Origin of the sequence: Buchnera aphidicola (Artemisaphis artemisicola) (genome assembly GCF_005082365.1) — a bacterium.
In the GTDB taxonomy this organism is placed as follows: Bacteria; Pseudomonadota; Gammaproteobacteria; order Enterobacterales; family Enterobacteriaceae; genus Buchnera; species Buchnera aphidicola_AR.
In genome coordinates this window covers 323,254-345,178 of record NZ_CP034900.1, presented here as the reverse complement: position 1 = coordinate 345,178, position 21,925 = coordinate 323,254, and the positions used below count along the sequence as shown (strand labels likewise).

Genomic DNA, 21,925 nt, shown 5'->3' with positions numbered 1-21,925 from the left:
AAGACATTGTTTATAAAGAACTAAGATATCTTTCACTATCTAGAGCAGCCATACAACCACTAGAAGATGATGTAATCGCTTGTCTATAGACGTGATCTATTACATCTCCTGCAGCAAAAATACCAGGAACACTTGTTTGTGTAAAACTTCCATGCATTCCATTCATCACTTTGATATAACCATTATTCATTTCTAATTTATTGATAAATATATTTGTATTAGGTATATATCCAATTGCAATAAATACTCCAGAAATATTTATTATAATTTCTCTTGTTTCTTCAAAAATTTTTTGTTCAATTACTAAAGAAGTAACGCCAGAAAGATCTCCTAATATATTTTTTACAATAGAATTTAAGCATAATACTACTTTTTTATTTTTTATTTGTTTTTGTAATCGATCTATTAGAATTTTTTCTGCACGAAAATTCGTTCTACGATGTATAAGATAAATTTTTTTAGCAAAATTAGATAAATACAATGTTTCTTCTATAGCAGTATTTCCTCCTCCGACTACTGCTATTTCTTTATCTTTATAGAAAAATCCATCACAGACAGCACATGTTGAAACACCTTTTCCTTTGAAAATCTTTTCTGATTTCAATCCTAGATAACGAGGATTAGCACCAGTAGCAATAATTACTGAATCTGCAGTATATTGATATTTTTCGCCTGATAATAAAAAAGGTTTTTTTTTAAAATTTACTAAATTAATAGTATCAGATATAATTTTAGTTTTGAACTTTATTGCATGTTTATTCATACGATTCATTAATTCTGAACCACTGATTTTATTTATATCTCCAGGCCAATTTTCTATTTCATTTGTATTCATTAATTGACCTCCTGGATTTTTTCCTGTGATAAGCAAAGGATACAAATTCGCTCTTGAAGCATATATAGCTGCGGTATATCCAGCTGGTCCTGAACCTAAAATAATTATTTTACTATGTTTAATATCACTCATGTTCAATTTCCTGAGAATTAATAATAAAAGAGAAATATATATTATATATTAAGAATATATGTTAAAAAAAATTAATTATGCTGTGATTTTTTTTTAAATAAAAATTATGTTATCAATAAAAAAATAAGTTATTATTACTTTAATAAATCTTATAATGCAAATCCAAAAATATTTTATAAAATATTTATTTATAATTAAAAGAAGTAAAAAAATTATGCTAAATCCTTATTTATTACGCAATGAATTACATTTAACAGCTCAAAAATTGTTGAAAAAAGGTTATAAATTAGATATTTCAGCCATATCCTCTATGGAGGAAAAACGTAAAAAATTACAAATTAAAACTGAAAATTTACAGCATAAACATAATTGTTTATCAAATTTAATTAGAGATGCAAAAATAATTAAAAAAAAAAGTGAATCATTAAAAAAACAAGTTTCAGAATCAGAAAAAGCTTTGCAAGCTTCTAAACTTGAACTTTCTTTTTTAAAAGAAAAAATCTATAACTTTTCTATGGATATACCTAATATTCCCGATGATGATGTTCCTGAAGGAAATAAATCAAGTAATAATAAGAATATTAAATATTGGGGTAAAAAAAGAAAGTATGATTTTATAATTCAAAATCATGTAGAGATAGGTAATAAACTTAATGAGTTAGATTGGAAATCTTCAGTACAAATATCAGGTTCACAATTTGTTGTTATGAAAGGAAAAATTGCTCTTTTACATAGAGCATTAAGTCAATTTATGTTGGATTTGCATACCATAAATCATGGTTATATAGAAACTTATGTACCTTATTTAGTTCATCCTAATGCTTTATATGGTACAGGACAGTTACCTAAATTTAGTGATGATTTATTTCATATTAATATTATGAATAAAAATAGTTATATATTGATTCCTACTGGAGAAGTACCATTAACTAATTTAGTTTGTAATAAAATCATAGAAGAAAAAGATTTACCTATTATGCTAACTGCACATACTCCTTGTTTTCGTTCAGAATCATCTTCTTACGGACGAGATGTTAAAGGATTAATACGCTTGCATCAATTTGATAAAGTAGAATTAGTTCAAATTGTTAAACCAGAAAAGTCCATGAAAACTTTAGAAGTTTTAACTCATCATGCTGAAAAAGTATTACAGCTTTTAGAATTACCATATAGAAAAATACTTTTATGTACAGGAGAAACAGGTTTTGCTTCTGTAAAAACTTATGATTTAGAAGTCTGGTTTCCTTCCCAGAAAAAATATAGAGAAATTTCTTCTTGTTCTAATATGGGTGATTTTCAAGCACGTCGCATGAAAGCGCGTTATCGAAAAAAATCTGAACAAAAAAATTATTTTGTACATACATTAAATGGATCTGGATTAGCAATTGGTAGAACATTAGCAGCAGTTTTAGAAAATTATCAGCATGCTGATGGTCGTGTAGAAATTCCTAAAATTCTTCAAAAAAAGTATATGAGAGGATTAGAATTTATAAATTAATTTTATATTATTTTAACAATAATTGGTGAACAGTAATGAATATGGTTTATAACTTTAGTGCTGGTCCAGCTATGATTCCAATTGATGTTCTTGATCAAGCTCAAAAAGAACTTAAAAATTGGAATCAATTAGGTTCTTCTATTATGGAAATTAGCCATCGTAGTGAAGAATTTATACAAGTTGCTTTAGAAGCAGAAAAAGATTTAAGAGATTTATTAAAAATTCCTGACTCTTTTAAAGTATTATTTTGTCAAGGTGGTGCTAGAGGACAATTTTCTGCTGTTCCTATGAATTTATTGAATCATTCTTTTTCAAAAACAGCAGATTATATAAATACTGGGTATTGGTCTAATTGCGCATTAATCGAAGCTAAAAAATATTGCATTCCTAGTTCTATACATATTAAAAAAACTACAAATGAAATAATATCTCTTTTACCTATTTCTCAATGGAATATCAATAAAAATTCAGCTTATATTCATTATTGTCCTAACGAAACTATAGAAGGATTATCAATTTATGAAGAACCTAGTTTTGATAATAAAATAATAATTGGAGATTTTTCATCTTTTATTTTATCTCGTTCAATTAATATTAATAACTATGATTTAATTTATGCAGGTGCTCAAAAAAATATCGGTCCTGCAGGTATAACAATAATTATTATTCGAGATAAACTAATAAAATGTTCTTCTAACATATCTCCTTCTATTTTAGATTATCAAAAAATATCACAACATAATTCTATGTTTAATACACCACCTACTTTTGCTTGGTATTTATCAGGATTAGTTTTTAAATGGTTAAAAAAACAAGGTGGTTTAAAAAAAATTCAAATATTAAATACAAAAAAATCGAATTTGCTATATCAAAAAATTGATGATAGTGAATTTTATATTAATAGAATAGATAAGAAAAATAGATCACAAATGAATGTTGTATTTCATTTAATTAATCCTAAATTAAATAATATTTTTTTAAAAGAAGCTCATGATTTAGGTTTAACTTCTTTAAAAGGACATTGTATAATAGGCGGTATGCGTGCATCTCTTTATAATGCGATGCCATTAGAAGGAGTAAAATCTTTAGTAAGGTTTATGTCATATTTTGAAAACAGGTATGGCTAAGTTGATTATAGTTTGTTTTTTTTGTATGTTATTTTTAATTTTAATTTTAATTCGATAGAGTGTACATGTATTATGCAAAATTCTTTGAATTTAAAACCAATATCTTATGTAAATGGCATCGTTAATTTACCTGGATCAAAAAGTATTTCTAATCGAGTTTTATTAATTGCTGCTATGGCAAAAGGAACGACATTTTTAAGTAATTTATTAAATAGTGATGATGTTCATCATATGCTGAATGCTTTAAAAAATTTAGGTATAAATTATTCTTTATCTCATGATAAAAAAAAATGTTATATTGAAGGAAAAGGACAAGCTTTGTATTTATCTAAACCTATTTCATTATTTTTAGGCAATGCAGGTACTGCTATGAGACCTCTTCTTTCTGCTTTATCTTTATGCAATAATGATATTATATTGCGAGGTGATGATAGGATGCATGAAAGGCCTATTAAAGATCTTGTAGACGGATTAAAGCAAGGAGGTGCTATTATAGAATATCAAAAAAATGAAGGATATCCTCCAATACGTATAAAAGGTGGTTTTTTAGGTGGTTCTATTATTTTAAATGGTAATATTTCTAGTCAATTTTTAACCTCATTATTAATGAGTTCTCCACTTGCTTTGAAAGATACAACTATTTTCATAAAAGGAGATATGGTTTCAAAGCCTTATATTGATATTACATTAAATTTAATTCGATCTTTTGGAATATACATTCATCATGATTCTTACAAAATTTTTTATATAAAAGGCAAGCAACAGTATAAAACTCCAGGAAGTTATATAATTGAAGGAGATGCATCATCAGCTTCTTATTTTTTAGCTGCTGCTGCTATCAAAGGCGGATCAATTAAAGTTATTGGTGTTGGTAAAAAAAGTATTCAAGGTGATATACAATTTGCTAACATTCTTGAAAAAATGGGAGCTATAATTAATTGGGAAGATTATTCTATTACCTGTACGCGTAATGAATTGAACGCTATTGATTTAGATATGAATCATATTCCTGACACAGCAATGACTATAGCAATAGTTGCTCTTTTTTCTAAAGGTACTACAATTATTAGGAATATATACAATTGGCGAGTAAAAGAAACTGATCGTTTATCCGCTATGAGTATAGAATTAAAGAAAATTGGAGCTTTAGTCGAAGAAGGAAAGGATTTTTTATCAATTACTCCTCCTGTTTCTTTTAAATATTCTAATATTAATACTTATAATGATCATCGTATAGCAATGTGTTTTTCACTTATATCTTTATCTGGAATTGGTGTAAACATACTTAATCCAGATTGCACTTCAAAAACTTTTCCATCTTATTTTAAAGATTTTTTATCTATTAGCACATTTAATAAATTTTTATAAGAATTTATTAATAAAATATTTTATAATTATAGATGATAAAAAATGATAAATAAAGTTCCTGTTATTACTATTGATGGTCCTAGTGGCGTTGGAAAAAGCACTATATCAAAAATAGTAGCAGACAGATTAAATTGGTTTTTATTAGAATCAGGAAAAATTTATAGATTAGTAGCGTTCTTAGCATTAAATAATAAAATTTCTCTTACTGAAAAAAGTATAATTTCTCTTATAAAAGATTTAGACATTATAACAATTAAAAAAAAGATTAATTGTTTACATTCATTAATCAATATTGAAAAAATTAGTGAATTTTCTTCTCATCTAGCCACTTATCCTAATATAAGAAATATTTTGTTAGAAAAACAAAGATTACTAAGATGCATGCCTGGATTAATAGCAGAAGGACGTGATATGGGTAGTGTAGTATTTCCAGATGCAAAAATAAAGTTTTTTTTAAATGCTCATTTAAAAATACGTGTGCAAAGAAGAATATCTGAAATAAATAAGCATAATAAGCATGTTAATTTTAAAGAATTATACAGTCAAATGAAAAATCGCGACAAACGAGATCAAAATCGCTTAATTTCTCCTTTATGCATACCAAAAAATGCTATAATATTAGATTCCACTCATATGAGTTTATCAGAAACAACTAAGAATATTATTAAATATGTTATTAAAAAAATAAAGCATGATTAAAAAAAATATTTTTTAAAACTATACTCTTTAATAAGGATTATTATAAGATATATCAAACAAGATCATTTTAACACGAAGTTATAATGAACATTAAATAAAAATTTCTAATATTATTAATATGAATGAATCTTTTGCACAATTATTTGAAGAATCACTAAAAGAAATTAAAACTCGTCCAGGTTCAATTATTCGCGGTACAATTATTTCTATAGAAAAAGATATAGTTTTAGTTGATGCAGGCTTAAAATCTGAATCTGCAATTCCTACTGAACAATTCAAGAATTCTCAAGGATTGTTAGATATTAATGTAGGAGATCAAATTGATGTGGCTTTAGATGCTGTTGAAGATGGATTTGGCGAAACACTTTTATCTCGTGAAAAGGCAAAACGTCACGAAGCATGGTTAATATTAGAACAAGCTCATGAAAAATTAGAAACAGTTATTGGTGTTATCAACGGTAAAGTTAAAGGAGGTTTTACCGTTGAATTAAATAATATACGTGCATTTTTACCAGGTTCTTTAGTAGATATTCGTCCGGTTCGAGATACGATGCATCTTGAAGGGAAAGAATTAGAATTTAAAGTAATTAAATTAGATCAAAAACGTAATAATGTCGTTGTTTCACGTCGAGCTGTTATTGAATCAGAAAATAGTGCTGAACGTGATCAATTATTAGAAAATTTACATGAAGGCATGCATATTAAAGGAATTGTAAAAAATTTAACAGATTATGGAGCTTTTATCGATTTAGGAGGAGTAGACGGATTATTACATATTACTGATATGGCTTGGAAAAGAGTTAAACATCCTAGTGAAATAGTTAATGTAGGTGATGAAATTAATATTAAAATTTTAAAATTTGATAGAGAAAGAACACGCGTATCATTAGGATTAAAACAATTAGGTGAAGATCCATGGATAGCTATTTCTAAGCGTTATCCAGAAGGAACTAAATTAATAGGACGCGTAACTAACTTAACAGATTATGGTTGTTTTGTAGAAATTGAAGAAGGAGTAGAAGGTCTTGTTCACGTATCAGAAATGGATTGGACTAATAAAAATATTCATCCTTCAAAAGTAGTGGTAGTGAATGATCAAGTAGAAGTAATGGTTTTAGATATTGATGAAGAGCGTCGTCGCATTTCTCTTGGTCTGAAACAATGCAAAACCAATCCATGGAAAGAATTTTCTGAAACACATAAAAAAGGAATACATGTTGTTGGAAAAATAAAATCTATTACAGATTTTGGTATTTTTATCGGTCTAGATGGAGGTATTGATGGATTAGTTCATTTATCTGATATTTCTTGGAAATTAAATGGAGAAGAAGCAGTTAAAAAATATAAAAAAGGCGATGAAATATCTGCCGTAGTTCTGCAAGTAGATGCAGAAAGAGAACGTATATCTTTAGGAATTAAACAATTAGAAGAAGATCCGTTTAATATATACATTGCAAATCATAAAAAAGGCGGAATTATTAGTGGACAAATTAAGTCTATTGATAAAAAATATGTAGTAATAAAATTAGAAGAAGGCATAGAAGGAATTATAAAATTATCTGATATTTCAAGTGTACACCATGAAGAAATAATTAAGAAGTTTAAAAATGAAGAAAAAATTTTAGTTAAATTATTTAGTTTTGATCGAAAAAATCGAATAATTTATCTCGTCGTTCATGTATTAGAAGAACATGAACAAAAAGATTTGATTCTCGCATCTAACAATAAAATTAATGATGATTCTTTTTCTAATGTTATGAAAGAAGCATTTAAAGCCGCTAAAAATACTGAATAATTACTTTATTAAATCATATATGATTCGCTTAGAATTTTATTTTTTACAATATGTAAATTTCTAAATTTTTAAGATATATATTATAGAGGATTTATGACAAAATCAGAATTATTCGAAAGAATTGCTGAAAAAAACATTCACATATCAAATAAGATTATAGCACGTGCTATAAAAGAACTTTTAGAACATATAACCATTTCATTAGTACAAGGAAAAAGAATCGAAATTCGAGGCTTTGGCAGTTTTTCTTTGCATTATCGTTCTTCTCGTATTGGACGTAATCCAAAAACTGGAAGAAAGGTACAATTAAATGAAAAATATGTTCCTTATTTTAAACCAGGAAAACAATTACGAAATCGAACAAATACATATAAATAGTATATTGTAATGTTCTTTTTATAAGTAGAAACTAAGTTTATATATAATTTTTTATAAAAAAGCTTAGTTTCTATTCTTTAAAAATATTAAGGTGAAGTAATGAAAAAATTTTTAATTGTTGCAAATTGGAAATTGAACGGAAATATTACAATGATTTCTAGTTTTTTTGAATATTTAAAATTGTATTTTTCTAATTATGTAAAGAAAAATACCATTGTCATTTGTCCTCCTAATGTTTATTTAGAACGCGTAAGACAAATTATTAGTAATATTAATAATATTTTTCTTGGCTCACAAAATGTAGATCTTAATCTTAAAGGAGCTTTTACCGGAGAAACGTCTATTTTAATGTTAAAAGATATAGGAGTAAAATATATTATTATTGGACATTCTGAAAGACGTTTATTTCATTATGAAACTAACGATTTAATTGCAAAAAAATTTAATTTAATTAAAGAACTAAATTTAATACCTATCTTGTGTATAGGTGAAACAGCTGAAGAAAAAAAGAATGGTCAAACAAAAAAGGTTATTGAAAAACAATTAGATTCTATATTTAAAAATTCAGGACAATTAGCTTTTAGAAACACAGTTATTGCATATGAACCTATTTGGGCTATTGGTACTGGATTATCAGCTCATCCTAAAGATGTACAATTAATACATATATTTATCAAAGAATATATTAAAAAACATGATCCTATTAATATAAAAGACATAATTGTTCAATATGGTGGATCAATTAATCAATATAATTCTAAAGATTTTTTAAAGCAACCAGATATAGACGGCTTATTAATTGGAAATGCATCTTTAGACGCAAAACAATTTTTTAATATTATAAATATATCTGAAAATATGATTTTTTCATAAAAAATTATTTTTTTTTTGATAATTATTTATTATAACTTTATTATAGATCCAACCTCCTAAATTAGTTCCTAGAATAGGTCCTATTATAGGGATAATACAATATAAAAAATTACTATTTCCTCCACTAAAAGCAAAAAAACCCCATCCAGTTAGACTTAAAAGTATTTTAGGACCTAAATCACGAGCTGGATTTAAACTTATATTATTCAATGGAGTAATAACTAGATTAATCATGCAAACTAATATTCCGATTAAAATAGGTAGTATAGAGTTGTGATATAAAAAAAAAATATTTTTTTTATTATTAAATTCTAAAAGAATAATCATAAAGAAAGCAGTAGAAAAAATTTCGACAAGAATATCATAAATAAAGCTATTTTTATAATTAGGATAAACACAAAAAATAGAGGCTAAATTAAGACTTTCTTGAGTTCCTATAATAATATTATTTTTATTTTTAAATAAAATGAATAAATCATAATAAAGAAAGTAAATTAATGTTGTAAAAAAAAAAGCTCCAAAAATTTGAGAGAAAATATACGGTAAAACTTTTTTTTTATTAATTTTAGAAGACAACCAAAAAAAAATAGTAATAGCCGGATTTAAATGAGCTCCAGATATTGAAGAACTGAAATAAATTGATATAGATACTGCTAATCCCCAAATACAACTTATTTCAAACTGACTAAAGCTAACATTTGTTAATTTTGAAGCAGCTAAACATCCTATTCCAAAAAACACTATCAGACCTGTTCCAAAAAACTCAAAAAAACATTGCTGTATGATATTTTTTTTTCTAAAAATTGTCATTTTTGAAAAACCTATATGGTTTTATTTGAAAATAAAATAATTTTAGTAAATTAGAGCGCCGGAAATACCGGCACTAATTTCATAATTAGTATAACTTTTTAGCAGTAATTAACCAATCTTTTTTGAAAGGACGCTTCATGTTTTTTAATGCATTTTTTATATCATTGAAAACCATTTGCTCATTTTGAACTCCAACACATTTTCCTGCATAACCTTTAATTAATAGTTCTACTGAATATGCACCCATTCTTGAAGCTAATATGCGATCGTATACTACTGGAGGACCTCCTCTTTGAATATGACCAAGAATAGTTGCTCTTGTTTCTCTATATGTTTTTTTTTCAATATATTGTGCTAATTTTTCTACATCACAAATATATTCTGTTATTGCAACGATAGCATGTTTTTTCCCTTTAGCAATACCTGCTTGTATTTCAATAACTAATTCTTCTTTAGTATAATGAATTTCTGGTAGTACAATAAATTCACATCCTCCAGCAATAGCTGCAGCTAACGTTAAATCACCACAATATCTTCCCATTACTTCTACTATAGAAATACGTTGATGAGAAGAAGAAGTATCTCGTAATCTATCAATGGCTTCTACAACTGTTTGCAAGGCTGTAAAATAACCTATTGTATAATCAGTACCTGCAACATCATTATCTATAGTGCCAGGAATGCTGATGCATGGAACACCCATTTCTGTTAATTTTTGGGCTCCTATATAAGAACCGTCTCCTCCAATAATAACAAGAGCATCTATTTTTCTTTTCTTTAAATTTTTTACTGCAATAGAACGTATTACGTTATTATGAAAACCAGAAAATCTAGCTGATCCTAAAAAAGTTCCACCTTTATTAATCATATCAGATACACTGTATCTATCTAAATTTACCATTCGGTTTTCATATAAACCTAGATATCCATCATAAATACCAAATACTTCTAGTTTTTCACTTAAGGCTGTTCTAACAACTCCTCTAATTGCTGCATTCATCCCTGGAGCATCCCCACCACTAGTTAAGACTCCAATTTTTTTAATCACTAAAACCTCTGACTTTTTGAATTTTATTCACTTATTATTAATAATCTTTTATAGAATATAATTCTATATTTAACTATATAAATTTAGCATTGAAGTTTAGAGGATTATAAAAACGAAAAATATTTTTTAAAAAATTATTTTAGATAGTGCCATTTAATAGCATTGTTATTTTTATCAAAATCTATAATAATTGGTTTGGCAGTTGGAATATTTAATTCTATAATATCGTTATTATCTATTTTATTTAAATATTGCATTAAAGCTCGTAAAGAATTTCCATGTGCAACAATAAGTATTTTTTTATGTTTTTTTAATTGAGGATAAATAATCTTATTCCAATAAGGCATAACTCTATGAGAAGTAGTTTCTAAGCTTTCTCCTAAAGGAATTTCATTAATATTTAAATGAGCATAACGTCTATCATGTCCTGGAAAACGATTATCTTTAATATTAATTTTGGGAGGACTAACATTAAAACTTCTTCTCCATAAAAGAACTTTTTCTTCTCCATATTGTTTTATAACTTCATCTTTATTTAATCCTTCTAGTTCTCCGTAATGTCTTTCATTTAAACGCCAAGATTTTTCAATTGGCAACCAAGATTGGTTTAATTTGTCTAAAATAATTTGCAAAGTATGAATAGCTCTTTTTAATACAGAGGTATAACTACAATTAAAAAAAAATTTTTCTTTTTTTAAAAGCAACGCTGCAGCTTTTGCTTCATCTTTTCCTTTTTTAGATAATTTTATATCATGCCAACCAGTAAATTTATTTAATTTATTCCATTCACTTTGACCATGTCTAATCAATACTAGTTTAGTAGTTTCCATATTTTTCCTTTAATCTTTATATATAAAGTTATTATCGTGTAATATTTATTATCAAATTATTTTTTGTAAATTTTTTAGATTTTTTAAAAAAGTGTATTTTATAAAAAATTAAATTAGTTTTTTTGTTAAAAAATAAAAATCAAATATTAAAAACATTATATATTTTAAATATCAATTAAAATTCGAGTAAAATCTTCTAATATATTTTTTATAGTTACTAAAAAACTCACTGATTCTTTTCCATCAATTAAACGGTGATCATAAGACAATGCTAAATACATCATTGGAAGTATTTTAATTTTTCTTTTTACTACTATTGCACGTTCTTGAATAATATGCATTCCTAATATAGCGGTTTGAGGAGGATTTATAATAGGTGTAGACATTAAAGATCCAAAAACACCGCCATTAGTAATAGTAAAATTACCTCCGATTAGTTCTTTTATATCAATTTTATTTTGAAGTCCTTTAACAGAAAATTCTTTTATTTTTTTTTCTATTTCTGACATCGACATATTATCAGCATTTCTCAGTACTGGTGTTATCAGCCCTCTTGGTGTTGAAATTGCAATACTTATATCAAAATTTTTATAAAAAACTATATCTGTATTATCTATAGAAGCATTTATTTGTGGAAATTGTTTTAATGCTTGTATTACAGCTTTTACAAAAAAAGACATAAATCCAATTCGAATGCCATATTTTTTCTCAAAACTTTCACCATATTTTTTTCTTAAAAGTATAATTGGTTTCATATTAACTTCATTAAATGTGGTAAGCATAGCTGTGTTATTTTTGCTATCTAACAATCTTTCTGCAATTTTTTGTCTCAATCGAGTCATTTTTACTCGATTTTCAAATTTATTTTTTTCAAATGTATAATCATTTTTTTGAATAATTTTATTTAATTTTTGTGGAATATTTTGTATTATCTCAGTATTATTTATTTTATTTTCTATTTCTATTTTTTGATTTACATCATTTTTTTTAATTTTTTGTATTTTTATTAATCTTCTTATAGATGGAGTTAAATATTTTTTATTTTCTTGAGTAAAAAATTTATTATCTATAGATAATTGATTCTCTCTATTTGAAGAATTTTGTTTATATTCATCTATAAAGTTATTAGAAATATTATTATGAATCACTTCTATATTATTTATTTGACCTAGTGTTTGCTGGGGTTTAACAATTTTCCCTTCTTCTTCAAAAATACTTTGTAATATTCCATTACAAGGAGATGATACTTCTAACATGACTTTATCTGTTTCTATATCAACTATGTTGTCATTCAAAAAAACTTTTTCTCCTATTTTTTTATGCCATTTTACAACTGTTGCATCACTAATAGATTCTGGTAAATCTGGAACAAGAATATTCGTTTTTTTCATTCCTTATCCTGTTATTTAATTGATATTTAGTGCTTTTTTAATTATTGTATCTTGTTGTATTTTATGAATAGAAAAATTTCCTACTGCAGGTGAAGCAGAAGATCGACGACCAATATATTTTAGCAAAATATTTTTTGGCAGTATTTTAATTAAATGATCTTTAATATAAACCCATGCTCCTTGATTAGCAGGTTCTTCTTGACACCATATAAAATCTTTTATATAAAAATAATTTTTTAGTATTTGTAACATTTCATCTTTAGGAAAAGGATACAACTGTTCAATTCGAATTAAAACAACATTATTAATATTATGTTTGATGCGATTTTTTAATAAATCGTAATAAATTTTACCAGAACAAAAAATAAGACGTATTTCTTTTTTTATAACAGGATCTATTTCATTTATTATTTTTTGAAATTTACCATTTGCTAAACTGTTTAAAGAAGAACCAGCCATTGGATTTCTTAAAAGAGATTTAGGAGTAAAAATAATTAATGGTTTATAAATATTATTAAACACATGTTTTCTTAAAATATGAAATATTTGTGATGATGTAGTTGGTATGCATATTTTCATATTTTTTTCTGAACAAAGTTGAAGAAATCTTTCTATTCTAGCAGATGAATGTTCAGGTCCTTGTCCTTCATAACCATGAGGTAAAAATAAAACTAAATTAGTTTTGACATTCCATTTTTGTTCTCCAGAACTTATAAACTGATCAATAACTATTTGAGCACCATTAATAAAATCTCCAAATTGAGCTTCCCAAATAGTTAATCCATTATTTGGAAATAAAGAATATCCATATTCAAAAGCTAATACTGCTTCTTCTGATAATACAGAATCCCATATTTGAAATTTTCCTTGATTTATTTTTATGTGATTTAAAGGCACATAAGTAAAACCACTAATTTGATCATGAATAAAAGCATGACGATGAAAGAAAGTTCCTCTACTGACATCCTCTCCAGAAATACGACAAGAGAATCCTTTATCTATAATAGTAGCATAAGATAATGTTTCAGCTGCACCCCAATCAAATAATTTTAATCCTTGAGCCATTTTAAATCTTTCTTGATAAATTTTTTTAACTCGATTATGTGTATTAATTGAATCAGGAATAGTGTTAATTAAACAAGCTAAATCTTTTAAATCTGAAATATTAATTTTTGGTATTATATTTTTTTTTTGTTTTTTTTCTAGTGAAATATTTTTATTTTCATATAAAAAATTTATTTTTTTATTTCTTGAAAAAATATATTGACCTGTTTGTAATTTATAAGAATATTTTTTAATAATTTCTATATTTTGTTTAGATGTTATTAATTTTTTAGATATTAATAAACGAGAATAAATATCTCTTACAGTGGGATGATTTTTTATTTTTTGATACATTATAGGTTGTGTAACTGATGGTTCATCTGCTTCATTATGTCCATGACGTCTATAGCAAACTAAATCTATAAAAACATCTTTTTTAAACTTTTTTATAAAATTAAGAGCTAATCGGATAGTAAAAATAGTTGATTCTACGTCATCTGCATTAACATGGAATATAGGTGCCTGAATAGTTTTAGCAATATCTGTGCAATATTCACTAGAGCGAAGATTTTTGCGATCCGAAGTTGTAAATCCAATTTGATTATTAATAATAATATGAATAATTCCTCCTATTTTATAACCTGGTGTTTGAGACATATTCAAAATTTCTTGGACTACACCTTGACCAATAATAGAAGCATCTCCATGAATGCTAATAGGTAAAATCTTAAAATCAAGATTGTTCATTCTTTCAATAGAAGCTCTTGTGATTCCTGCAATTACTGGAGTAATTATCTCTAAATGAGATGGATTGCATGCCATTTTTATTTTTATTTTTTTATTGTTTTGTATTTCTGCGATTCCTCCCATGTGATATTTAACATCGCCACTAATTTCATTAGAAATATTAATACCAGAAAATTCATCAAATAAAATTTGAGGACTTTTATTGAAAACATTAACAAGTACATTTAATCGACCTCTATGGGCCATTCCTAATATTATTTCAGATATATTATTTTTTTTTGCAAAATTTATTACTTCATGAAGAATAGGTATTAATGTTTCTGCTCCTTCTAAAGAAAAACGTTTTGCACCAGGAAATTTTTTTCCAAGATATTGTTCTAAAATTTCAGCATAAGTTATTTTTTTTAAAAAACTTATTTTTTCTTTTGTTTCAAATTGATGTTCCTTAAAAATAGACTCTATATAATTTGAAATCCAGTCTTTTTCTAAATTATTATCGATATACATATATTCAAAACCAATAGAACTACAATATTTTTTAGATAATATTTTATATAAATTTTTAATACTAATATTAAAATTAGTACAATTTTTAAAATTTATATTAATATTTTTATTTATTTCCTCTTTTGTTAAATCATAATATGAAAGTTTTAAACTTTGTACTTCTTTATACTTTTTTAGTTGAAGAGGATCAATTAAAGATTTTTTATAACCTACTGTACGAAATGAATTAATAAGATAATTAATTTTATTTATAAGTAAAAATCTATTTATTTCATAGTATTTTTTTTGATTATTAGATATTTCCAAGAATCTTTCACGCCATTTATGATTAACAGATTCAGGATTTATTAAAAAATTATTATATATTTTTTCTATATAGTTTTGATTTGCTCCAGATAACCAAGATGAATCTAGCCAATATTCTATTGTATTTTTTTTCATTGTTTTCTTTTTAAAAAAATTGTTAAATTAAATTTTTATAAATAATGTTATTTATAATTTAAAATTATGCAGGATTATAAATATCAATAAAATTAACATCTAAATCATGCTTTTTAACTAACCATTTTCCTAGCGCTTTGATGCCATCTTTTTCAGTAGCGTGATGCCCTAAAGCAAAAAAATGTAGACCTAGTTCTTGGGCAATATGAGTAGTTTCTTCTGAAATTTCACCTGTTAAAAAAGCATCTATTCCAAATTTATAAGCGTCTTTAATAAAACCTTGTCCTCTTCCGCTACACCAAGCAATATGATTAATATAATTTGGAGCATTTTTAGATATATGTATAGGATGTTTTTTAAATTTTTCTTCAATTATTTTTGATAATTGAAATCCTGTTATTTTTTTTTTAAAATTTCCCCAAAATACATAAGGTGTTATGATGTTTTTTTGAATGCAAATATTTAATTTTTTAGCGATTTGTGCATTATTACCTAATTCAGGATGGATATCTAAAGGTAAATGCCAACTGTATAAATTAATGTTATTAGACAATATAGTTTTTAATCTTTTTCTTTGCATATTGTGTATATATTTCGATTCATTTTTCCAAAAATAACCATGATGAACTATTATTGCATCAGCGTTATATAATACTGCTTGATCTAATAAATCTTGACAAGCAGTAACTCCTGTAATAATTTTTTTTACTGTTGATTTTCCTTCTATTTGTAAACCATTAGGAACTATATCTTTATATGTACAAGATAATAATTTCTTATTAAGAATATTTTCTAAAAAAAAATTATTCATGTAATTTTTTCCTATTTTTTATAATTTAGTCGTGCTTGATTATATATTAATAAAGTTTTTTTTCTACTTTCACAATAATCTACAATAGGTTCAGGATAATTTATTGTATTATTATTCTTTTTTAACCATTCATGTGGTTGATGAATATAATTATTAGGTATATTTTTTAATTCTGGAATAAATTTTTTTATAAAAAGACCTGATGCATCAAAAGTTTTTGATTGATGATAAGGATTAAAAAATCTTATATAAGAAACAGAATCACTTCCAATAGATGCAGACCATTGCCAATTTCCATTATTTAACGCTAAATCTCCATCAATTAAACGAGACATAAAATACTTTTCTCCTTTTCTCCAATCAATTAATAAATTTTTGACTAAGAAACTTGATGTAATCATTCTTAATCGATTATGCATCCATCCTAATTCGTTTAATTGTCTCATGCCTGCATCAATAATAGGAAAGCCAGTTTTCCCTTTTTTCCAAGCATCAAATTGATTTTTATTATCATTCCAATGAATATTTTTTTCCCAAATAGATAATGATTCTCCTCTAGTAACTTTCGGAAAACCAATTAGCAAATGATAATAAAATTCGCGCCACAATATTTGATTCAACCAAGAACATGTAAAAAATTCATTTAGTGATATATATTTTCTTCTTCTAAAAATCATTAAAAGACAATAACGCGATGATATTATTCCTGAAGATAAATAAGGAGACAGCATGCTAGTACTATCTAAAAAAGGAAAATTTCTCTGAAAAGAATAATTCTGAATTTTATTCTTCAAAAATTTTTTCAAAAAATGAATAGCCTTTTTTTCTCCAATAGGAAAAATTTCTTTGTCAAAATATAATTTTGAATTATTTAAGAAACTGTTATCTAAAAAAAGATCTTTATCTGGTTTTCTTTTAAAAGGAATAGGAAGACATTTTGGTAAATTATTATATAAATTTTGTATTATTTTTTTTTTAAAAGAAGAAAAAATTTTATATGTTTTATTATTTGAATTTCTAATTTTTTTACTAGAAAATAAAATTTTATCATGGAAACATTTTGTAAAAATACCCTTTTCGGATAATCGTTTTTTTACTAAATCATCTTGATTACGTTCATTTATTTCATATTGATAATTATAAAATAAGTTATTTACTTTATGTTTTTCACAAAAATATATTAAATATTTTATAGAACTTAAAAAATCCTTAGATTTATGATAATATAATACAATGTTCAACTTAAATAATTCTTTTTTTAAATCAATAAGATGTTGTTCAATAAAAGATGTTTTTTTTTAGATATATTGTAAGAACTCCATTGTATAGGGGCATCAATAAATAAACTGATAACTTTATCTTCTTCTAATTTACATGCTTCATGTAACGCTCTATTGTCATATACACGAAGATCATTTCGAAACCAAATTAAATTTTTTTGCATAATTTTATATTTTATATATTAATATATAAAAAATCCTTGATTAATAGAACGATAGTGTTAAAAAAAATTTTATAATTTATTCCGTTTAAGTGTTTATTTTAAGTAAAAAATTATTTACTTGACTAATAATAACATTTTTTAGAAAAATTTTTTCTAAATATATTATGAATGTTTATTTGTATATTATTTTTTTTAAAAATATCTTTTATTATAGGAGATTAAATATGAAAAAAATAGGTATTTTTTTTGGAAGTGATACTGGAAATACAGAAAAAATAGCAAAATTAATTCACCATTATGTAGGTAAGGATATTGCTGAATTATATGATATTAGCAATGCGACTAAAAAGGATATTGAAAATTTTAATTTTTTAATATTAGGCGTTCCTACTTGGTATTATGGCGAAGTGCAATGTGACTGGGATGATTTTTTACCAACTTTAAAAAAAATTAATTTTTTTAATAAAACTGTCGCATTATTTGGCTGTGGAGACCAAGAAGATTATGGAGAATATTTTTGTGATGCAATGAGTGTTATTTATGCTATTTTAAAAAAAAATAAAGCTAATATTATTGGAAAATGGTCTACTCAAGAGTATAATTTTGAAGATTCTAAATCCTTATTAAATAAAGATTATTTTATTGGATTAGTTTTAGATGAAGATCGACAGGCAGAAAAGACAAAAGAAAGAATTAAAAAATGGTTAAAAATAATTCTTTCTCATTTTAATTCAAAAAAAATATAAAATTTATTGTATATTATCTTTTTTAATAATATTCTATAAAATATATATATATATTTTGCCCGATATTTATAATAAATTATTAGATAAAAAAAGAAAAAATATGAGTTTGAAAATAAATCATTATAGTTTATTAAAAAGCATACCTCGCAAAAAACATCGTAAAATTATTAAATTAAGTAATATAAAAATACCTTTTATTGGAGAAGATATTTGGACTTTATATGAATTATCTTGGTTAAATAAAAAAGGATTACCAAAAATAGCTGTTGCTAAAATTAAAATTAATATAAATAGTATAAATATTATAGAATCTAAAAGTTTTAAATTTTATATCAACAGTTTTAATGAAAAAAAAATTGATAATCATACAAAATTAATTGAGATTTTAAAACATGATCTTAGTAAATGCGTTATTGGAAAAGTCTCTGTAGAATTATTTAATTTAAATCAAATTAAGGATCAAAAAATTTCAAATTTCAAAGGTTTTTGTATAGATAATCAAAATATTGAAATTAAATGTTATACATATAATCCATCATTTCTTATAAATGCATTTAAAAAAACAATTATACAAGAATCTTTATATAGTCATTTATTAAAATCTAATTGTCCTATTACCAAACAACCTGATTGGGCGTCAATACAAATAATATATACTGGACAAGCAATTGATCATTCTGGATTGTTATCTTATTTAATTTCTTTTCGTTATCATAATGAATTTCATGAAGAATGTGTTGAAAGAATTTTTAATGATATAAAAAATATTTGCAAACCTCAAAAACTTAGTATATATGCAAAATATACACGTCGAGGAGGAATTGATATTAATCCTTGGAGAAGTGATACTTATTATTCACCGTGTTTGATTCGAATGGCTAGACAGTAAAAAGTACTGTTGCAGTATATTTTTCTAATTAAATAGCAGTATTAAGCATTTACTTAATACCGCTATCAGTATAAAAAGAATAAAATATATTTATCATTATATAAATTTAATATAATTTGCAATATTTTTTAAAATAATAAATATATTTTTTAATAAAATTATCTTTAATTTGAATTTATTTTCTAGATATTAAAGAAACTAAATCAAGAACTTTGCTAGAATAACCTGTTTCATTATCATACCAAGCAACTAATTTAGCAAAATTATTATTCAAACATAAACCTGCTTTAGAATCAAAAATACAAGTTAGTTCTTGACCATTAAAATCTGTAGAAACTACTTCATCTTCAGTATATCCTAAAATTCCTTTCATGTCTTTTTTAGAAGCTTGTTGGATTACTTGACATATTTCTTTATATGTAGCAGATTTTTTATAACGTACTGTTAAATCTACTACAGATATATTTGATACCGGTACTCGAAACGCTATTCCAGTTAATTTTCCATTTAAATTAGGTAAAACTTTTCCAACAGCAATAGCAGCTCCAGTAGAAGATGGAATAATATTTTGAAGAGCTCCTCTACCACCTCTCCAATCTTTATTTGATGCACTATCTACAATTTTTTGAGTTGCTGTACTAGCATGAACAGTTGTCATTAAACCTTCAATAAGATCAAAGTTTTCATCTATTATTTTAGATAAAGGAGCTAAACAATTAGTTGTACAAGATGCATTTGATACAATTTTTTCTCCTTTATATTTATGAAAATTAGCTCCTCTTACAAACATAGGAATATCATCTTTTGAAGGACCTGTTACAACTACTTTTTTTGATCCTGCTAAAATATGTTTATAAGCTGTTTCTTTTGTTAAAAAAAGACCTGTTGATTCAATTACTACATCAATACATAAATCATTCCACATTAATTTTTCAGGATCTTTAATTGCAGTAATACGAATTTTTTTTCCATTTACAATAATATCATTATTATCAATTTCAATATTTTCTTTAAAAAGACCATGTGTAGAATCATATTTTAACATGTAAGCTATATATTGAGGACTTAATAAATCGTTAATAGCTATAATTTCAATATCACTACGCTTTTGAGCAAGTCGAAATAATACGCGTCCAATTCGACCAAATCCATTTATACCTACTTTAATTGTCATATTTTCACCAGTTAAAAAGTTTTTTTTAATATAAGATAGTCAAATACAATTTTAATTTATTTTGTTAATATTTTTTTAATTATTAATTTTAATATTCTTTTAATATTTCGCTTGGATTAATTTTTGAAGCATAATATGCTGGATACCAATTTGTTATCATTCCTATGAATAGGATACTTATAAATATTATAATTATATCTGATAGATTTAATTCTAATAAAAAAAAATTATTATAATAAATATTATCTAATAATATATTATCTTTAAAGTATTTTTCTAAAAAACAAATTATACTTTTAAAGTTTAAAACTGTTATTATTCCAAAAAATAAACCAATTAAACCGCCTATTATTATAGAACGTATTCCATAATATAAAAAAATTATTTGAATCAGATAATTATTAGCTCCAATACTACGTAAAATTGCTATTTGTTGTGTTTTTTTTGATATAGTCATTAAAGAAATAGATGCAATACTAAAACATGATATTAGTACTAATAATAAAAGTGTTATACATATAATTGCTTTAATAGTTTGAATGTCATTATAAATACTTTTATAACTATTAATCCAAGTATATATAAAAAGAGGAATTTTTATTTTTCTAGCAACTTTTAAAATTATTTGATTCGCATTTAAGGGATCAGACATATGTAATTCAATAAAATTAATTTTATTTTTTATAAGAAGATATTTTTTGAAAAAATCAAACGGAATATATCCTATATATGAATCTAAGATGCTATTTGATTTGAAAATACCTATAATTTTAAAAGAAAAATATTTTAAATTAAAATTAAAATTATTTGTATTTTCATTTAAAATAATTAATTTAATCCAGTCACCTTTTTTAATGGATAAGTACTTTGACAAATGAGATGAAATAATAATTTCATTATTATTTTTTTTTTTAAAAAAATTATCACTTATTTCTAAAGAAAATTTTTCTTTAATATTTTTAATATTTTTAAAACTTTTAATTTCAATTGATTTTATCTTATTATTAGTTATTAATAGTCCTTTAGTAACAAGATAAGGTTCAGAATAAATTATTTCTGGAATAATTTTTAGTTCGTTTATTACATCTTGCCATTTTAATGAAGATTGATTAGTTAATTGAATAATACCATGTGGAAAAGTAGATAAAACGTTTTTATTTAATAGTATTTTAAATCCATTTAATGCACTAAAACTTATTATTAAGGCAAATACACTAATAGATATTCCTATTTTTGATAAAATAGAAATTAAAAACAACGTATAACTTTTCTTTTGTGCGATACACAATCTTTTTGAGATTAAAAAAGGTAAAAAATTCATCTAATGTTTTTTTATGA

Annotated in this window: 18 protein-coding genes and 1 pseudogene; 9 read left to right on the top strand and 10 right to left on the bottom strand. The window is 24.5% G+C overall.

Going from position 1 to position 21,925, the window contains the following annotated elements; all coding sequences use genetic code 11:
* Positions 1-10: 10 nt before the first annotated feature.
* Positions 11-967, bottom strand: coding sequence for a thioredoxin-disulfide reductase (trxB, locus tag D9V59_RS01575; protein WP_158364450.1), 957 nt, complete (start codon positions 965-967; stop codon positions 11-13).
* A 214-nt stretch (positions 968-1,181) separates the two neighbouring features.
* Between trxB and serS the strand changes: the two genes are divergently transcribed.
* The 7 genes from serS (at position 1,182) to tpiA (ending at position 8,705) form a co-directional block, all read left to right on the top strand.
* Entirely contained in the window at positions 1,182-2,465 is a 1,284-nt protein-coding gene (gene serS / locus D9V59_RS01570) for a serine--tRNA ligase (RefSeq protein WP_158364448.1), read from the top strand.
* A gap of 35 nt (positions 2,466-2,500) precedes the next feature.
* Positions 2,501-3,592, top strand: coding sequence for a 3-phosphoserine/phosphohydroxythreonine transaminase (gene serC / locus D9V59_RS01565; RefSeq protein ID WP_158364446.1), 1,092 nt, complete (start codon positions 2,501-2,503; stop codon positions 3,590-3,592).
* A 72-nt stretch (positions 3,593-3,664) separates the two neighbouring features.
* Positions 3,665-4,960 (top strand): 3-phosphoshikimate 1-carboxyvinyltransferase, encoded by a 1,296-nt coding sequence (gene aroA, locus D9V59_RS01560; RefSeq protein WP_158364444.1) that lies wholly within the window; start codon positions 3,665-3,667, stop codon positions 4,958-4,960.
* Between the two features lie 42 nt (positions 4,961-5,002).
* Positions 5,003-5,659 carry a (d)CMP kinase gene (gene cmk, locus D9V59_RS01555; protein ID WP_158364442.1) on the top strand — a complete coding sequence of 219 codons (657 nt, stop codon included), beginning with the start codon at positions 5,003-5,005 and terminating at the stop codon, positions 5,657-5,659.
* A 118-nt stretch (positions 5,660-5,777) separates the two neighbouring features.
* On the top strand, positions 5,778-7,454 hold the full coding sequence (gene rpsA, locus D9V59_RS01550) for a 30S ribosomal protein S1 (protein WP_158364440.1): 1,677 nt from the start codon (positions 5,778-5,780) through the stop codon (positions 7,452-7,454).
* A gap of 75 nt (positions 7,455-7,529) precedes the next feature.
* Positions 7,530-7,832, top strand: a complete 303-nt coding sequence (ihfB, locus tag D9V59_RS01545; RefSeq protein ID WP_315984422.1) for an integration host factor subunit beta — start codon at positions 7,530-7,532, stop codon at positions 7,830-7,832.
* A 99-nt stretch (positions 7,833-7,931) separates the two neighbouring features.
* On the top strand, positions 7,932-8,705 hold the full coding sequence (tpiA, locus tag D9V59_RS01540) for a triose-phosphate isomerase (protein WP_158364436.1): 774 nt from the start codon (positions 7,932-7,934) through the stop codon (positions 8,703-8,705).
* On the opposite strand, the gene D9V59_RS01535 is transcribed toward tpiA, so the two are convergent.
* The 7 genes and pseudogenes from D9V59_RS01535 to phrB all read right to left on the bottom strand — a co-directional run bounded on the left by D9V59_RS01535 (position 8,700) and on the right by phrB (position 17,778).
* Positions 8,700-9,515: an MIP/aquaporin family protein gene (locus D9V59_RS01535; RefSeq protein WP_158364434.1), complete on the bottom strand. Its 816-nt coding sequence runs from the start codon at positions 9,513-9,515 to the stop codon at positions 8,700-8,702. The genes tpiA and D9V59_RS01535 overlap by 6 nt on opposite strands.
* A gap of 85 nt (positions 9,516-9,600) precedes the next feature.
* Positions 9,601-10,563, bottom strand: a complete 963-nt coding sequence (gene pfkA / locus D9V59_RS01530) for a 6-phosphofructokinase (RefSeq protein ID WP_158364432.1) — start codon at positions 10,561-10,563, stop codon at positions 9,601-9,603.
* 134 nt (positions 10,564-10,697) lie between these two features.
* Complete coding sequence (gene gpmA, locus D9V59_RS01525; RefSeq protein WP_158364430.1) at positions 10,698-11,393, bottom strand: 2,3-diphosphoglycerate-dependent phosphoglycerate mutase; 696 nt, start codon at positions 11,391-11,393, stop codon at positions 10,698-10,700.
* Between the two features lie 164 nt (positions 11,394-11,557).
* A complete protein-coding gene (sucB, locus tag D9V59_RS01520) occupies positions 11,558-12,784 on the bottom strand; it encodes a dihydrolipoyllysine-residue succinyltransferase (RefSeq protein ID WP_158364428.1) in 1,227 nt (408 codons plus the stop codon).
* 15 nt (positions 12,785-12,799) lie between these two features.
* Entirely contained in the window at positions 12,800-15,523 is a 2,724-nt protein-coding gene (locus D9V59_RS01515; RefSeq protein WP_158364426.1) for a 2-oxoglutarate dehydrogenase E1 component, read from the bottom strand.
* A gap of 64 nt (positions 15,524-15,587) precedes the next feature.
* Positions 15,588-16,334 (bottom strand): Nif3-like dinuclear metal center hexameric protein, encoded by a 747-nt coding sequence (locus D9V59_RS01510; protein WP_158364424.1) that lies wholly within the window; start codon positions 16,332-16,334, stop codon positions 15,588-15,590.
* 11 nt (positions 16,335-16,345) lie between these two features.
* Positions 16,346-17,778: pseudogene (gene phrB / locus D9V59_RS01505) on the bottom strand (deoxyribodipyrimidine photo-lyase).
* A 224-nt stretch (positions 17,779-18,002) separates the two neighbouring features.
* On the opposite strand from phrB, the gene fldA reads away from it, so the two are divergent.
* Both fldA and queF read left to right on the top strand, forming a co-directional pair.
* Positions 18,003-18,524 carry a flavodoxin FldA gene (fldA, locus tag D9V59_RS01500; RefSeq protein WP_158364422.1) on the top strand — a complete coding sequence of 174 codons (522 nt, stop codon included), beginning with the start codon at positions 18,003-18,005 and terminating at the stop codon, positions 18,522-18,524.
* A gap of 100 nt (positions 18,525-18,624) precedes the next feature.
* A complete protein-coding gene (gene queF, locus D9V59_RS01495; RefSeq protein WP_158364420.1) occupies positions 18,625-19,413 on the top strand; it encodes an NADPH-dependent 7-cyano-7-deazaguanine reductase QueF in 789 nt (262 codons plus the stop codon).
* 175 nt (positions 19,414-19,588) lie between these two features.
* Here the strand turns inward: queF and gap are convergent, their stop codons facing one another.
* Both gap and D9V59_RS01485 read right to left on the bottom strand, forming a co-directional pair.
* Positions 19,589-20,587, bottom strand: a complete 999-nt coding sequence (gene gap, locus D9V59_RS01490; protein ID WP_158364418.1) for a type I glyceraldehyde-3-phosphate dehydrogenase — start codon at positions 20,585-20,587, stop codon at positions 19,589-19,591.
* A gap of 88 nt (positions 20,588-20,675) precedes the next feature.
* Complete coding sequence (locus D9V59_RS01485; protein ID WP_158364416.1) at positions 20,676-21,908, bottom strand: FtsX-like permease family protein; 1,233 nt, start codon at positions 21,906-21,908, stop codon at positions 20,676-20,678.
* Positions 21,909-21,925 lie beyond the last annotated feature (17 nt).

What these genes read in the sequence shown, in the direction of transcription:
- D9V59_RS01515 (WP_158364426.1), bottom strand. Translation starts at nt 15,523, where the DNA reads ATGAAAAAAAATACAATAGAATATTGGCTAGATTCATCTTGGTTATCT.
- tpiA (WP_158364436.1), top strand. Translation starts at nt 7,932, where the DNA reads ATGAAAAAATTTTTAATTGTTGCAAATTGGAAATTGAACGGAAATATT.
- gpmA (WP_158364430.1), bottom strand. Translation starts at nt 11,393, where the DNA reads ATGGAAACTACTAAACTAGTATTGATTAGACATGGTCAAAGTGAATGG.
- queF (WP_158364420.1), top strand. Translation starts at nt 18,625, where the DNA reads ATGAGTTTGAAAATAAATCATTATAGTTTATTAAAAAGCATACCTCGC.
- gap (WP_158364418.1), bottom strand. Translation starts at nt 20,587, where the DNA reads ATGACAATTAAAGTAGGTATAAATGGATTTGGTCGAATTGGACGCGTA.
- D9V59_RS01535 (WP_158364434.1), bottom strand. Translation starts at nt 9,515, where the DNA reads ATGACAATTTTTAGAAAAAAAAATATCATACAGCAATGTTTTTTTGAG.
- D9V59_RS01510 (WP_158364424.1), bottom strand. Translation starts at nt 16,334, where the DNA reads ATGAATAATTTTTTTTTAGAAAATATTCTTAATAAGAAATTATTATCT.
- serS (WP_158364448.1), top strand. Translation starts at nt 1,182, where the DNA reads ATGCTAAATCCTTATTTATTACGCAATGAATTACATTTAACAGCTCAA.
- rpsA (WP_158364440.1), top strand. Translation starts at nt 5,778, where the DNA reads ATGAATGAATCTTTTGCACAATTATTTGAAGAATCACTAAAAGAAATT.
- trxB (WP_158364450.1), bottom strand. Translation starts at nt 967, where the DNA reads ATGAGTGATATTAAACATAGTAAAATAATTATTTTAGGTTCAGGACCA.
- D9V59_RS01485 (WP_158364416.1), bottom strand. Translation starts at nt 21,908, where the DNA reads ATGAATTTTTTACCTTTTTTAATCTCAAAAAGATTGTGTATCGCACAA.
- fldA (WP_158364422.1), top strand. Translation starts at nt 18,003, where the DNA reads ATGAAAAAAATAGGTATTTTTTTTGGAAGTGATACTGGAAATACAGAA.
- aroA (WP_158364444.1), top strand. Translation starts at nt 3,665, where the DNA reads ATGCAAAATTCTTTGAATTTAAAACCAATATCTTATGTAAATGGCATC.
- serC (WP_158364446.1), top strand. Translation starts at nt 2,501, where the DNA reads ATGAATATGGTTTATAACTTTAGTGCTGGTCCAGCTATGATTCCAATT.
- cmk (WP_158364442.1), top strand. Translation starts at nt 5,003, where the DNA reads ATGATAAATAAAGTTCCTGTTATTACTATTGATGGTCCTAGTGGCGTT.
- sucB (WP_158364428.1), bottom strand. Translation starts at nt 12,784, where the DNA reads ATGAAAAAAACGAATATTCTTGTTCCAGATTTACCAGAATCTATTAGT.